Annotated in this window: 13 protein-coding genes; 9 read left to right on the forward strand and 4 right to left on the reverse strand. The window is 67.8% G+C overall.

Annotated features, from left to right (window positions below):
- From VF522_RS07235 to VF522_RS07270, 8 genes are all read left to right on the forward strand, one after another.
- Nucleotides 1–417 carry a biopolymer transporter ExbD gene (locus tag VF522_RS07235; RefSeq protein WP_330907561.1) on the forward strand — a complete coding sequence of 139 codons (417 nt, stop codon included), beginning with the start codon at nt 1–3 and terminating at the stop codon, nt 415–417.
- Nucleotides 418–442: 25 nt separating this feature from the next.
- Nucleotides 443–3,058: a leucine--tRNA ligase gene (leuS, locus tag VF522_RS07240; protein WP_330907562.1), complete on the forward strand. Its 2,616-nt coding sequence runs from the start codon at nt 443–445 to the stop codon at nt 3,056–3,058.
- Nucleotides 3,055–3,552, forward strand: a complete 498-nt coding sequence (lptE, locus tag VF522_RS07245) for an LPS assembly lipoprotein LptE (protein ID WP_330907563.1) — start codon at nt 3,055–3,057, stop codon at nt 3,550–3,552. Before leuS ends, lptE begins: the two co-directional genes overlap by 4 nt.
- Before the next feature lie 120 nt (nt 3,553–3,672).
- Entirely contained in the window at nt 3,673–4,938 is a 1,266-nt protein-coding gene (gene rocD, locus VF522_RS07250; protein ID WP_330907564.1) for an ornithine--oxo-acid transaminase, read from the forward strand.
- Nucleotides 4,939–4,960: 22 nt separating this feature from the next.
- The gene (gene holA, locus VF522_RS07255) at nt 4,961–6,031 is read left to right on the forward strand and encodes a DNA polymerase III subunit delta (RefSeq protein ID WP_330907565.1); all 1,071 of its coding nucleotides are present in this window, start codon (nt 4,961–4,963) and stop codon (nt 6,029–6,031) included.
- Nucleotides 6,032–6,041: 10 nt separating this feature from the next.
- Nucleotides 6,042–7,322, forward strand: coding sequence for a glutamate-5-semialdehyde dehydrogenase (locus VF522_RS07260; RefSeq protein ID WP_330907566.1), 1,281 nt, complete (start codon nt 6,042–6,044; stop codon nt 7,320–7,322).
- 22 nt (nt 7,323–7,344) lie between these two features.
- A complete protein-coding gene (gene gshA / locus VF522_RS07265; RefSeq protein ID WP_330907567.1) occupies nt 7,345–8,637 on the forward strand; it encodes a glutamate--cysteine ligase in 1,293 nt (430 codons plus the stop codon).
- Between the two features lie 150 nt (nt 8,638–8,787).
- The gene (locus tag VF522_RS07270; protein WP_330907568.1) at nt 8,788–10,656 is read left to right on the forward strand and encodes a potassium transporter Kup; all 1,869 of its coding nucleotides are present in this window, start codon (nt 8,788–8,790) and stop codon (nt 10,654–10,656) included.
- Here the strand turns inward: VF522_RS07270 and VF522_RS07275 are convergent.
- The gene (locus VF522_RS07275) at nt 10,653–11,039 is read right to left on the reverse strand and encodes a hypothetical protein (RefSeq protein WP_330907569.1); all 387 of its coding nucleotides are present in this window, start codon (nt 11,037–11,039) and stop codon (nt 10,653–10,655) included. The genes VF522_RS07270 and VF522_RS07275 overlap by 4 nt on opposite strands.
- Before the next feature lie 279 nt (nt 11,040–11,318).
- Between VF522_RS07275 and gshB the strand changes: the two genes are divergently transcribed.
- Nucleotides 11,319–12,281: a glutathione synthase gene (gene gshB / locus VF522_RS07280; RefSeq protein ID WP_330907570.1), complete on the forward strand. Its 963-nt coding sequence runs from the start codon at nt 11,319–11,321 to the stop codon at nt 12,279–12,281.
- 36 nt (nt 12,282–12,317) lie between these two features.
- Here gshB and VF522_RS07285 read toward each other — a convergent pair whose 3' ends face one another.
- The 3 genes from VF522_RS07285 to VF522_RS07295 are packed head-to-tail and all read right to left on the reverse strand — an operon-like array spanning nt 12,318 to nt 14,771.
- Entirely contained in the window at nt 12,318–13,082 is a 765-nt protein-coding gene (locus VF522_RS07285; protein ID WP_330907571.1) for a class II glutamine amidotransferase, read from the reverse strand.
- A 7-nt stretch (nt 13,083–13,089) separates the two neighbouring features.
- On the reverse strand, nt 13,090–14,559 hold the full coding sequence (locus VF522_RS07290) for an MFS transporter (protein WP_330907572.1): 1,470 nt from the start codon (nt 14,557–14,559) through the stop codon (nt 13,090–13,092).
- Nucleotides 14,556–14,771, reverse strand: coding sequence for a cysteine-rich CWC family protein (locus tag VF522_RS07295; protein WP_330907573.1), 216 nt, complete (start codon nt 14,769–14,771; stop codon nt 14,556–14,558). Before VF522_RS07295 ends, VF522_RS07290 begins: the two co-directional genes overlap by 4 nt.
- Nucleotides 14,772–14,785: the final 14 nt, after the last annotated feature.

The following is a 14,785-nucleotide window of genomic DNA, read 5'->3' on the forward strand; positions in this document are numbered from 1 at the left end:
ATGGCGTTCGGGCGGATCGAGCGCACCGAGGGCGATCCGCCCATGAGCGACATCAACGTCACGCCGCTGGTGGACGTGATGCTGGTGCTGGTGGTGATCCTGATCATCACCGCGCCGCTGCTGGCCAGCTCGATCCGGCTGGACCTGCCCAAGGCGGAAGGCACCCAGTCGGCCGACGCGCCGCGCTTCGTGACCCTGGTGCTGGACAAATCCGGCCAGGCCTTCCTGAACGACAAGCCCGTGGGCGCCGGCCAGCTCGCCGAGCAGCTCGCGGCCACGGCGAAGCAGAATCCCGAGACCGAGATCCAGCTGCGTGCCGACGAGGGCGTGCCCTATGGCCAGGTCGTGAAGGTGATGGGACTGGCGCACAAGGCGGGGCTGACGCGGATCGGTTTCGTCGCGGAACCGGCGAAATAGCGCCCGCCCCTACAATTTCCCCATCATGGAAGACAAGTACAACCACCTCGCGGTCGAAAAGGCCGCGCAGGCCGAATGGAGCGCGCGCGATGCCTACCGGGTGACCGAGGATCCGCGCAAGAAGAAGTTCTACGCCTGCTCCATGCTGCCGTACCCCTCGGGCAAGCTGCACATGGGGCACGTGCGCAACTACACGATCAACGACATGTTGACGCGGTACCTGCGCATGAACGGCTACAACGTCCTCATGCCCATGGGCTGGGACGCCTTCGGCCTGCCCGCCGAGAACGCGGCGCTGAAGAACGGCGTGCCGCCGGCCAAGTGGACGTACGAGAACATCGCGTACATGAAGGGCCAGATGCAGGCCATGGGCCTGGCCATCGACTGGTCGCGCGAGATCGCCACCTGCGACCCGAGCTACTACAAGTGGAACCAGTGGCTGTTCCTGAAGATGCTGGAGAAGGGCATCGCCTACCGCAAGACCCAGGTGGTGAACTGGGACCCGGTGGACCAGACCGTGCTGGCCAACGAGCAGGTGATCGACGGCAAGGGCTGGCGCACCGGCGCGGTGGTGGAGAAGCGCGAGATCCCGGGCTACTACCTGAAGATCACCGACTACGCGCAGGAGCTGCTCGAGTACGTGCAGAAGGACCTCGGCGGCTGGCCCGAGCGCGTGAAGCTGATGCAGGAAAACTGGATCGGCCGCAGCGAGGGCGTGCGCTTCGCCTTCACGCACGACATCCAGGGCGACGACGGCAAGCCGATCGGCGACGGCCGCATGTACGTGTTCACCACGCGCGCCGACACGATCATGGGCGTGACCTTCTGCGCGGTGGCACCCGAGCATCCGATCGCGCAGCACGCGGCGAGGAACAACCCGGAACTCGCGGCCTTCATCGAGGAGTGCAAGCGGGGCGGCACGACCGAGGCCGAACTGGCACTGCGGGAAAAGGAAGGCATGCCCACGGGCCTGACGGTGACGCACCCGCTCACCCACGAGCCGGTGGACATCTGGGTCGGCAACTACGTGCTCATGGGCTACGGCGACGGCGCCGTGATGGGCGTGCCGGGCCACGACGAGCGCGACTTCGCCTTCGCGCTGAAGTACGGCCTGCCGATCGTGCAGGTGATCCATGTCGACGGCCAGACCTACGACTACAAGAAGTGGCACGACTGGTACGCCGACAAGGAGAACGGCGTCACCATCAACTCCGACATCTTCAGCGGCTTCAACTACCAGGAAGCGGTGCATGCGGTGGCCCACCACCTGGAGCAGCGCGGCCTGGGCGAGAAGAAGACCACCTGGCGCCTGCGCGACTGGGGCGTCAGCCGCCAGCGCTACTGGGGCACGCCGATCCCCATCATCCACTGCGACGTGCACGGCGCGGTGCCGGTGCCCGAGAAGGACCTGCCGGTGGTGCTGCCGCTGGACTGCGTGCCCGACGGCAGCGGCAACCCGCTGAACAAGCGCGAGGACTTCCTCGCCTGCCAGTGCCCGGTGTGCGGCAAGCCCGCGCGGCGCGAGACGGACACGATGGACACCTTCGTCGATTCGTCCTGGTACTTCATGCGCTATTGCGACCCGGCGAACGACCGCAAGATGGTCGCCGAGGGCACCAACTACTGGATGCCGATGGACCAGTACATCGGCGGCATCGAGCACGCGATCCTGCACCTGCTGTACGCGCGCTTCTGGACCAAGGTGATGCGCGACCTCGGGCTGGTGAAGATCGACGAGCCCTTCACGCGCCTGCTGACGCAGGGCATGGTGCTGAACGAGGCCTTCTCGCGCACCACCACCGGCAAGCATTTCTTCTGGGCGCACGAGCTCGACATCGAGCGCGACGAACACGCCAAGGTGATCTCCGCCAAGGCGAAGTCCGACGGCCAGCCGGTGACGTACGAGGGCTGGACGACCATGTCCAAGTCCAAGAACAACGGCGTCGACCCGCAGGAACTGATCGAGCGCTACGGCGCCGACACCGCGCGCCTGTACACCATGTTCACCGCGCCGCCCGAGGCGACGCTGGAATGGAACGACGCCGCGCTGGAAGGCAGCTATCGCTTCCTGCGCCGGATCTGGAACTTCGGCGCCAGGCTGGGCGCGGGCGACCCGGCGAAGGCGGCCAGCTACGGCAAGGCCGCGCAGGCGCTGCGCCGCGAGATCCACACCGTGCTCAAGCAGGTGGACTACGACTACCAGCGCATGCAGTACAACACCGTCGTCTCGGGCGCGATGAAGATGCTCAACGCGCTGGAGGACTTCAAGGCCAACGGCGACGCCGGGGCCGACGCCGCGCAGCGCGAGGGCTTCGGCATCCTGCTGCGCGTGCTGTATCCGGTCACGCCGCACATCGCCCACGGGCTGTGGAACGAACTGGGCTACGTGGCCGCCGCCGGCGAGCTGCTCGATGCGCCCTGGCCGAAGGTCGACGAAGGCGCGCTGAAGCAGGACGAGGTCGAGCTGATGCTGCAGGTCAACGGCAAGCTGCGCGGCTCCATCCAGGTGCCGGCCGGCGCGGACAAGGCCGAGATCGAGCGCATCGCGCTGGCGAGCGAGGCCTTCGTGAAGTTCGCCGACGGCGCGAGCGCAAAGAAAGTCATCGTGGTGCCCGGCCGCCTGGTGAACGTCGTCCTATGAAGCGCCGCCTCCTTCTCTCAAGTGGCGCCGCCGTGCTGCTGTCCGGCTGCGGCTTCCAGCTGCGCAAGGCGCCGGACTTCGCCTTCGACAACATCCTGGTCACCGGCGACGTCAATTCCGGGCTGGCCAACCAGCTGCGGCGCCAGCTCGCGGCGGATGGCCGCGTGCGCGTGCTGCCGTCCGGCACCGACCCGACCAAGGCCCAGGTGATCCTGGACCTGCCGGTGGAGCAGCGCGAGAAGGTGGTCGTGGGCCTCAATGCCTCGGGCCAGGTGCGCGAGTTCCAGCTGCGGCTGCGCACGCGCTTCCGCCTGCGCACTCCGCAGGGCCGCGAGCTGATCCCCGAGACCGAACTGCTGCAGCAGCGCGACATCAGCTTCAACGAGTCCGCCGTGCTGGCCAAGGAGCAGGAAGAGTCGCTGCTCTACCGCGACATGCAGAACGACATCGTGCAACAGCTCATGCGCAGGCTCGCAGCCCTCAAGGCCGTGTAAGAAAGGGCGCGCGGGCACCGTCAGGCGACCCGCGAGCGCCGTCCAGTGCCGTCCTACATCCTTGCGCGCCCGGCGGTGGGAACCTCTTCGTCTGAAGACTGGAGGTCCCACATGTGCAACATGAGCGCGACGGAAAGCCACATCGCCAAGGAAGCGCGCTTCGGCGCGAAGAACTACGCGCCCGTGCCGGTGGTGGTCGACCACGCGAAGGACTGCCTGGTCTGGGACGTGGAAGGCAGGGAGTACATCGACATGATGAGCGCCTACTCCTCGGTCAGCCACGGCCACCTGCACCCGCGCATCGTCGAGGCAGCGCATCGCCAGCTGGAGAAGGTGGCGGTGATGTCCCGCGCCTACTACGGCACGACGCTGGGCCCGCTGCTGGAAAAGCTGAGCGAGGTCACCGGCTTCGAGCGCGTCCTGCCGATGAACACGGGGGCCGAGGCGGTGGAGACCGCCATCAAGTGCGCGCGACGCTGGGGCCACCAGGTCAAGGGCATCCCCGACGGGCAGCAGCGCATCCTGGTGGCCCGCGGCAATTTCCACGGCCGCACCAGCACGATCATCGGTTTCTCCAGCGAGGAAGACTACCGCACCGGCTTCGGGCCGTTCTGCGGCGGCTTCCAGCACTTCGACTACGGCGACATGGCGAGCGTGAAGGCCGCCGCCACGGAGAACACCTGCGCCGTGCTGATCGAGCCGATCCAGGGCGAGGCCGGCGTGATCGTGCCGCCGCCCGGCTTCTTCCGGGAGCTGCGGCAGTGGTGCACCGAGAACAACGTCCTGCTGATCGACGACGAGGTGCAGGCAGGGCTGGGGCGCACCGGCAAGTGGTTCGCCTTCGAGCACGAGGGCATCCGGCCCGACGGGCTGATCCTCGGCAAGGCGCTGGGCGCGGGGCTGCTGCCGGTCAGCGCGTTCTGCGCCGACGACAAGGTGATGTCGGTGTTCGTGCCGAACAGCCACGGCTCCACCTTCGGCGGCAATGCGCTTGCCGCGGCGGTGGCGCTGGAAGGCCTCAAGGTGCTGGAAGAGGAAGGCCTGGTGGAACATTGCGCCGAGAAGGGCGCGTACCTGTTCGGGCGCCTGCGCGAGGTCCAGGCCGAGGTGCGGCCGCTGATCCGCGACGTGCGCGGCCGCGGCCTCTGGGTGGGCGTCGACATCGAGCCGTCCTGCACCAGCGCGCGCGACCTGGTGGAGCGGCTCGCGGCGGCCGGCGTGCTGTCCAAGGAGACGCACGACACGGTGATCCGCTTCGCGCCGCCGCTGACCATCAGCTACGACCTGATCGACCGTGCGGTGGACATCTTCCATCGGGTGGCGAAGGAGAAGTGGCACCAGCTGGGGCTGGACCGCCGGCGCAACCAGCAGGTGATCACCGCCTGAGCTCGCCCGGTAAACTGGCGGGATGCAGCTCGCGCCCGCCCAACTGACGCAACACCTGCAACGGGGCCTGCGCCCGCTCTACACCCTGTACGGCGACGAGCCGCTGCTGGTGCAGGAAGCGGCCGATGCGATCCGCGCGGCGGCGCGCACCCAGGGCTACACCGAACGCACGGTCCACACCGTTTCCGGCGCGCACTTCGACTGGAGCGCGGTGCTGGCCGCGGGCGGCTCGCTGAGCCTGTTCGCCGACAAGCAGATCGTGGAGATCCGCATCCCCACCGGCAAGCCGGGCAAGGACGGCAGCACGGCGCTGCAGCAGGTGGCCGAGAGTGCCGCGGGCAATGACAGCACGCTCACGCTCGTGCTGCTGCCCCGCCTGGACTTCGCGACGAAGAAATCGGCCTGGTTCGCGGCACTGGAAGGTGCCGGCGTGATGATCGAAGTGCAGACTGTGGAGCGCAACGCGCTGCCGCAATGGATCGCCCAGCGGCTCGCGCAGCAGGGACAGCGCGTCGTGGCGGGCGAGGAAGGCCAGCGCACCCTGCAGTTCTTCGCCGACCGCGTGGAGGGCAACCTGCTCGCCGCCCACCAGGAGATCCAGAAGCTGGCGCTGCTCCATCCCGCCGGGGAGCTGCGTTTCGACCAGGTCGAAAGCGCGGTGCTGAACGTGGCGCGCTACGACGTCTTCAAGCTGTCCGAGGCGGTGCTGGCCGGTCAGGTGGCGCGGGTGCAGCGCATGCTGGAGGGCCTGCAGGCGGAGGGCGAGGCGGAGGTGCTGGTGCACTACACGCTGGCCGAGGACATCCGCGCGCTCAAGCGGGTGAAGGACGCCATGGCCGGCGGCAAGCCGCTGCCGATGGCGCTGCGCGAGCAGCGGGTCTGGGGCCTGAAGGAAAAGCTGTTCGAACGCGTGCTGCCGCGCCTGTCGGCCACCGCGCTTGAAAACCTGCTGCACGGCGCCCACGTGGTGGACGGCATCGTCAAGGGATTGAAGTCGCCGGGCTGGCCGACGGATGGCTGGCAGGCCCTCCACAAGCTGGCCCTGGGGTTGTGCCTGGAGTGCTCAGGCAAGGCTCATGCCACGCGGGGATAATGGTTAGCTTATGAACGCCGTGAATATCGCCGAACACATGCTGAGCCTTGGCCTGCAGGCCCGCGAGGCCTCGGCGCGCATGGCTTCGGCGTCCTCGGCCACCAGGAGCGACGCCCTGCGCGGCCTGGCCGCGCTGCTGCGCGCCAGCGTGCAGTCGCTGCAGGCCGACAACGCGAAAGACATCGCACGCGCCACCGCCGCCGGCCTGGCCGAACCGATGGTCGATCGCCTGAAGCTCACGCCGAAGATCATCGAGACGCTCGCCGTCGGCTGCGAGCAGCTCGCCACCATGCCCGACATCATCGGCGAGGTGATCGGCATGAAGCAGCAGCCCACGGGCATCCGCGTGGGCCAGATGCGCGTGCCGATCGGCGTGTTCGGCATGATCTTCGAGAGCCGCCCCAACGTGACGATCGAGGCCGCCAGCCTGTCGATCAAGAGCGGCAATGCCTGCATCCTGCGCGGCGGCTCCGAGGCGATCGAATCGAACAAGGCGCTGGCGCGGCTGGTGCAGCAGGCGCTGCAACAGGCAGGCCTGCCCGCGACTGCCGTGCAGCTGGTGCAGACCACCGACCGCGAGGCGGTGGGCCGCCTGATCGCCATGCCCGAATACGTCGACGTGGTCATCCCGCGCGGCGGCAAGAGCCTGATCGAGCGGATCTCCCGCGAAGCGAAGGTGCCCGTGATCAAGCACCTGGACGGCAACTGCCACACCTACGTCGACGATCCCTGCGACATCGCCATGGCCGTCACCGTCGCCGACAACGCCAAGACGCAGAAGTACAGCCCCTGCAACGCCAGCGAGGGCCTGCTCGTCGCGCGCGGCGTGGCCAAGGACTTCCTGCCGAAGATCGGCGCGGTGTTCGCGGCCAAGGGCGTCGAGATGCGGTGCGACCCCGAAGCCAAGGCGATCCTGCAGACGGTGAAGGGCGCGAACCTGCAGGACGCCACCGAGCAGGACTGGTCCGAGGAATACCTCGCGCCGATCATCAGCGTGAAGGTGGTGGCCGGCATCGACGAGGCGATCGCGCACGTCAACCGCTACTCCTCGCACCACACCGACGCCATCCTCACGCGCGACCACGTGCACGCGCAGCGCTTCCTGCGCGAGGTGGATTCGGCCAGCGTGATGGTCAATGCCAGCACGCGCTTCGCCGATGGTTTCGAGTATGGGCTGGGCGCCGAGATCGGCATCAGCACCGACAAGTTCCACGCCCGCGGTCCCGTGGGCATCGAAGGACTCACCTCGCTCAAATGGATCGTCCTGGGCAACGGCGAAATCCGGTCCTGACCCACAACAACAAGAGGACCGCATGGTTCCGCACCTCATCACGGCCCTGACCGGCCCGATCAACGAGCTCGAACAGCGCATCCTCGAATCGATGCCGGCGGTGGAGCGCTGGTTCCGCCTCGAGTGGATGGAGCACACGCCGCCGTTCTACTGTTCGGTGGACATCCGCAACGCCGGCTTCAAGCTGGCGCCGGTGGACACCAACCTGTTCCCGGGCGGCTGGCACAACCTCACGCCCGACATGCTGCCGCTCGGCGTGCAGGCGGCGATGGCCGCGATCGAGAAGATCTGCCCGGAAGCGAAGAACCTGCTGGTGATCCCCGAGAACACCCGCAACTCGTTCTACCTGGCCAACATCGCGCAGCTGCAGCGCATCTTCCGCGGGGCGGGCCTCAACGTGCGCGTGGGTTCCGTCGACCCCGAGATCAAGAAGGCGACCGCCGTGGAATTGCCCGGCGGCGAAACGGTGACGCTGGAGCCGGTGGTGCGCAGCAAGCGGCGGCTGGGGCTGAAGAACTTCGACCCCTGCACCATCCTCCTGAACAACGACCTCACCGCGGGCGCGCCCGGCATCCTGGAGGACCTGCACGAGCAGTACCTGCTGCCGCCGCTGCACGCGGGCTGGTCGGTGCGGCGCAAGAGCCGCCACTTCCAGAGCTACGAGGAAGTCGCCAAGCGCTTCGGCAAGATGCTGGGCATCGACTCCTGGCTGGTGAATCCGCTGTTCAACCGCTGCGGCGAACTGGACTTCGCGCGGGAAGAGGGCATGGAGTGCCTGCGCACCAACGTCGATGCGCTGCTGGCCAAGGTCCGCAAGAAGTACAAGGAATACGGCATCAACGAGAAGCCGTTCGTGATCGTCAAGGCCGACTACGGCAGCCACGGCATGGGCATCATGACCGTGCGCGACGTGAAGGACCTGGAGGAGATCCGCAAGCTGCCGAAGAACCGGCCGCCGGTGGTCAAGGGCGGCAAGGCCATCACCGACGTGATCATCCAGGAAGGGGTGCTCACGGCCGAACGGATCAACGACGCCGTGGCCGAGCCGGTGGTCTACATGATGGACCGCTACGTGGTGGGCGGCTTCTACCGCATCCACGCCGAGCGCGGCGTCGACGAGAACCTCAATGCGCCCGGCGCGAGCTACGTGCCGCTCGCTTTCGCAGAGAGTACGCGCTTACCCCAGCCCGGACAGAAGCCGGGGGCCAGCGCGCCGAACCGCTTCTACATGTATGGCGTGATCGGCCGGCTGGCGATGCTGGCCGCCAGCTACGAGCTGGAAGCCACGGACCCCGAAGCCGAGACCTACGAGTGACCCCGCAGGGGTCATCCCGGACCCGATCCGGGATCCATGCCTTGGTTGCTGCACCGCAACATTCCGCCGGTTTCCTGATGCGGCCGGGCGCACAATAGCGGTCCCAAGTTCAAGACCCTGCCGGTGGCTCATGCCGGGACGGGGCTGCTCGTGCAGAACTCGAAATCCTCTCTCGCGGCGCTGACCCTCGGCGCCATCGGTGTCGTCTACGGCGACATCGGCACCAGTGTCCTCTACGCCATGAAGGAGGTGTTCGGTTCCGGACACGTCCCCTTCACCACCCCGAACATCTACGGCGTGCTGTCCATCTTCTTCTGGACGCTCACCGTGATCGTCTCGATCAAGTACGTGCTGCTGGTCCTGCGCGCCGACAACAACGGCGAGGGCGGGCTGGTCGCCATGCTGGCCCTGGCCTCCCAGGCGGTGAAGGACAAGCCCAAGCTGCGCCAGTGGATGCTGGGCATCGGCATCTTCGGCACTTCGCTGTTCTACGGCGACGGCGTGATCACCCCGGCGATCTCGGTGCTGTCCGCGGTGGAAGGCCTGGAGGTGTTCTCCCCGCGCTTCAAGGAGTGGGTGATCCCGCTGACCCTGGTCATCCTGCTGGCGCTGTTCAGCGTGCAGAAGCGCGGCACCGCCGGCATCGGCCGCTTCTTCGGGCCGGTGACGCTGGTCTGGTTCATGGGCATCGCGGCACTGGGCGTGGTCCACATCCTGGGCCATCCGGAGATCCTGCAGGCGCTCAGCCCGCACCATGCGCTGCGCTTCATGTGGCAGAACCCGGGCGTCGCCTTCATCATCCTCGGCGCGGTGGTGCTGTGCGTCACCGGCGCCGAAGCGCTCTATGCCGACCTCGGCCACTTCGGCAAGAAGCCGATCCGGCTGGCCTGGTACAGCGTGGTCTGGCCGGCGCTCACGCTCAACTACTTCGGCCAGGGCGCGCTGCTGCTGGCGCGGCCCGAGGCCGTGAAGAACCCTTTCTTCATGATGGCGCCCGAATGGCTGCTGCTGCCGCTGGTGGTGCTGGCCACGGCCGCCACCGTGATCGCATCGCAGGCGCTGATCACCGGCGCCTTCAGCGTCACCAAGCAGGCGGTGCAGCTCGGCTACCTGCCGCGGCTGAACGTGCAGCACACCAGCGTCAAGGACACCGGCCAGATCTACATCCCGGCGGTGAACTGGGGCCTGTTCGTGGCGATCGTGCTGGCGGTGGTGATGTTCCGCTCGTCGAGCGCGCTGGCATCGGCCTACGGCATCGCCGTGACGCTGGACATGCTGATCACGACGACGCTCACCTTCTTCGTGATCCGCTACAGCTGGAAGTACCCGCTGGCGCTGTGCATCGCGGCGACGGGCTGGTTCTTCATCGTCGACCTGGCCTTCTTCTCGTCCAACCTGCTCAAGCTGGTCGACGGCGGCTGGTTCCCGCTGATGATCGGCGGCGCGATCTTCACGCTGATGATGACGTGGAAGCGGGGCCGCGCGATGCTCAATGAAAAGCTGCGCACCGACGCGATCGACCTCAAGAGCTTCCTCGAGTCGGTCTTTTCGGCGCCGCCCACGCGGGTGTCCGGCACGGCGGTCTTCCTCACCGCCGAACCCGGCACCGTGCCCAACGCGATGCTGCACAACCTCAAGCACAACAAGGTGCTGCACGACCACAACCTGTTCGTGACCGTGCGCAACCACGAGGTGCCGTGGATCGGCATGGAGCGGCGCGTCGAGATCGAGTCGCTCGGGCACGACTGCTGGCAGGTGATGCTGCACTTCGGCTTCAAGAACGATCCCGACGTGCCGGAAGCGCTGGACCAGATCCGCAACCGCGGCTGTGAACTGGACCCGATGACCACCAGCTACTTCCTCTCGCGCGACGTGGTCGTGCCTACCATCGGCAGCGGCATGGCGCCCTGGCGCGAGAAGCTGTTCGCGCAGATGCACCACAACGCCAGCGCGGCCGCCGAATTCCTCAACCTCCCCAGCAACTCGGTGGTGGAGCTGGGGAGCAAGGTGGAGATCTAGCGACGCACCGCCAGCGGCTCGGGCTTGGCCGCCACTTCCTGCAGCAGCAAGGCGTGGCGGCGGCCGGTGGAGTCGCCGGCCGGCTCCGCCTTCTGCTCGCGCAGCGAGGGCCGGGCCGCGACGCGGCGCATGAAGCGCGCATCGTCTTCCGTCAGCTCCCACTCCTTGCCGAACACGGCGGGACCCATCTCCCCCATGAACAGCACGATGCGGGCCGCATCGGGGTCGCCGCGGTAGGCGAGGTCGAGGAAGCGGCCGTAGGCGTCCGAGTGGCGGCCGCTGCGATACGACTGCAGCGCCTGGTCGAACTCCTGGTCGCCGGCATGGGCGGGAGCGGCCACGAGGCACGCGAGGACGATGGACAGGAAAGCATTGCGGGACATGGAACCTCCTTAGGGTTGAAACATGTTCGTACACTTACTTACATGTCCGCTAGCCGCCATGTGGAGGATGCCGGCCGAAAGCCGTGCGCTTTCTCACGCAAACCGCTCGTTGGCGACGGAATGGATCGCCGGCATCCGGCCGGCTCGCGGCGCCGCTTCCGCCCATCACCACAAAAGCGCCGTTCACGCCAGGCGCTTCCATGAAGGCGCCATGCGAGGAGGCCTGGAGCCGCGCGCGGGACGGGTCGCGACGATTTGTGCAACAGTAAGACCCGCACCATGAACATCCTCTTCGTCGCCGACCCGCTCGAGGTCTTCAAGATCTACAAGGACACCACCTTCTCGATGATGCGGGAGGCGCAGCGGCGCGGCCATCGCGTCGCCGCCTGCGAGCCCGGCGACCTCACCTGGAGCGCCGGCGACGTCGTGCATGCCACGGTGCGCGAGATCACGCTGACGGGCGAGGACGAGGAATGGTTCCGGGTCGACCGCACCGCGCTCAAGGCGCTGAAGGACTTCGACGCGGTGCTGATGCGCAAGGACCCGCCCTTCGACAGCGAATACTTCTACGCGACCCACCTGCTGGAGCAGGCCGAACGCGAGGGCGCCAAGGTGTTCAACAAGCCGGCGGCGCTGCGCGACCATCCCGAGAAGCTGGCGATCATGGAGTTCCCGCAGTTCGTCAGCCCGACGCTGGTGACGCGCCAGCCGGACGAAGTGCGGCGCTTCCACGAGGAGCACGGCGACATCATCCTCAAGCCGCTGGACGGCATGGGCGGCATGGGCATCTTCCGCGTCGGCCCGGAAGGACTCAACCTCGGCTCCATCATCGAGACGCTCAACCGGCACGGCGGCACCACGCTCATGGTGCAGCGCTTCGTGCCCGAGATCTCGCAGGGCGACAAGCGCGTGCTGGTGATCGGCGGCCAGGTGGTGCCTTTCTGCCTGGCGCGCATCCCGCAGGGCAGCGAGATCCGCGGCAACCTCGCCGCCGGCGGCAAGGGCGTCGCGCAGCCGATCACGGAACGGGACCGCGAGATCGCCGAGACCATCGGCCCGCTGCTCTCCGGGCGCGGCCTGCTGCTGATCGGGCTGGACGTGATCGGCGACTGCCTGACCGAGATCAACGTCACCAGCCCGACCTGCTTCCAGGAGATCACGCAGCAGACGGGATTCGACGTGCCGGCGATGTTCATCGACGCGCTCGAAGAAGCGGTCGATCGCGACCGGACGGTGCTTTGAATATCTCCGTCGTCCCCGCCTGCGCGGGGATGACGACTATCCCACCAGCGCCCCACCCACGAAGACCTTCAGCTCCCCCGGCTGGAACTGCGTCCAGGCTTCGTCGACCGTCAGCGGTGCGGTCACCACCACGGCCACCTTGTCCTCCGGCGTGGTGTGCTGCGCGAAATCGATGCTGAGGTCCTCGTCCGCGAGCTTGGCATGCGCGAAGGGGTGCTTGCGCTGCACGTGCCACAGGTTGGTGGAGCAGTGCGCCCACAGCGCATCGCCGTTGGACAGCATGAAGTTGAAGCGGCCGTGCTTCGCGATCCAGGGCGTCAGCTCCCGCAGCGTCAGCGTCAGTTCCTCCACGCTGGGCACGCCGGCGTGCGACTTCGCCATCTCCTGCATCAGCCAGCAGAAGGCGCGTTCGCTGTCGGTGGAGCCGACCGGGCGGAAGTTCGCGTGCAGGCGCGGATGGAAGTCCTGCAGGTCGCCGTTGTGCGCGAACACCCAGTAGCGGCCCCACAGCTCGCGCACGAAGGGGTGGCAGTTCTCCAGCGCCACCACGCCCTGCGTCGCCTTGCGGATGTGCGCGATCACGTTGCGGCTCTTGATGGGATAGCGGCGGATCAGCTCCGCGATGGGCGATTCCGCCGCCGCCTGGTGGTCGACGAAATGCCGCAGCCCCAGCCCTTCGAAGAAGGCGATGCCCCAGCCGTCCACGTGTTCGTCGGTGCGGCCGCCCCGCTGGCGGAAGCCGGCGAAGCTGAACGTCACGTCCGTGGGCGTGTTGCAGTTCATCCCCAGCAGCTGGCACATGGGACGATTATTCTTCAACGGGCACGTGCCCGGGCGGATCGCGCAGCCGCCACGCGGCGATCACGGCCAGTCCGCAGATCGCCGCCAGCAGCAGGAAGGACTCGTTGAAGGCCGCCAGCCGGGCGACGCTGGTGCCGGGCCGCGTCAGCGCGTCGCCGTGTACCGCCAGCCGCCACTCGAGCACGATGGCGCACAGGCTCACGCCGGTGGCGCCGCCCAGCATGCGCAGGAAGTTGATCGCGCTGGCGCCCTGCGGGATCAGCGCCTTGTCGAGCGGCCGCATCGCGCCCAGGTTCAGCGAAGGCAGGATGAAGCCCAGGCCGATGCGCCCGAGGATCGCCCAGGCCACCAGCACCCACAGGCCGGTTTGCAGTCCTACCGTCGGCATCAGCGCGAAGGACGCGGCGAGCAGCACCAGCCCGCCGCTCACCATCACGTAGGTCGGCAGCCGGGTGGTGAGGCGACCGGCGATGCCGATCGTGATCGCCAGCACGATGCCCGAGGGCAGCAGGATGGTGCCGACGTGCGAGGCCGGCAGCTGCAGCGCGAGCTGCATGTACACCGGCAGCAGGTAGGTGGAACCGAACAGCGCGATGCCGTAGATGAAGGCGACCAGGCTGCCGTAGGTGTAGGTGCGGTAGGCGAAGAGGTCCAGGTTGATCAGCGCCTCGCGGCCGGTGCGGCGCGCGTGCCGCAGCCACAGGATCGTCGCCGCCAGTGCCGCGAGCGCGCCGAGCAGCAGCGCCGCCGCCAGTGCGGGATTGCCGCCGCGCACTTCCACCAGGCCGTTGAGCAGGCACAGCGTGCCCACGCTTCCCAGCAGCAGGCCGCGCCAGTCCAGGCGCGGGCCTTGCGACTGCGCCGAGGCACCGCCCGGCGCGCTGGTGGGCACGTAGCGGTAGGCGAGCCAGATGGAGCCGAGGCAGAAGGGCACCACCATGAAGAAGATCGAGCGCCAGCCGAACCAGTCGACCAGCACCCCGCCGATGCTGGGGCCCAGCGCCGGCGCCAGCACCACGCCCATGCCGAACAGGCCGCTGGCGCGACCCTGCTCGTGCGGCTCGAAGGCCCGCAGCATGATGATCGCGGGAATCGGCTGCACGACGCCGGCGGCGAGTCCTTCCGCCACGCGCGCAGCGAGCACGACAGGGAAGTGCGCGGCGAGCCCGCCGGCCAGGCCGCCCGCCATCAGCAGGACCATGGTGCCGACGTAGGTGCGCCGATAGCCGTAGCGCGCGAGCAGCCAGGGCGTGGTGAGCATCGACACCGTCATCGCCACCATGAAGCCGGAGCTGACCCATTGGGCCCGCCCCTGGTCGAGCGTGAAGTAGTGGCTCATGCCGGGGATCGCGACGTTCACCACGGTCGACGACATGATGGACGCCATCGTGCCCACCATCACGGAGATGAGCAGCAGCCAGCGGTAGCGCGGGCCATGCCGCTCGCGCAGGGCCGCGATCGAGGAGGGATCGCTCACGCGCTCTTCGCGCCGCTGGCGCAGGCGGGGCAGATGCAGGCGAGGCACTGCGCTTCGGCAGGCACGCGCGCGAGCAGCTCCGTGCCGAAGTCCACTTTCGTGCACCAGCAGGGCGGCTGGGGCTGGCCGGTTTCGCGCTGCACTTCCATGGCGCAGCGGTTGGCCTGGCCACAGAGGGGGCACGAGGCGGGATCGGGAAGGCGCGCGTTCACGCCCGCATCCTACC

The sequence above is a fragment of the Ramlibacter sp. genome (assembly GCF_036383835.1).
Taxonomy (GTDB): Bacteria; Pseudomonadota; Gammaproteobacteria; order Burkholderiales; family Burkholderiaceae_C; genus Ramlibacter.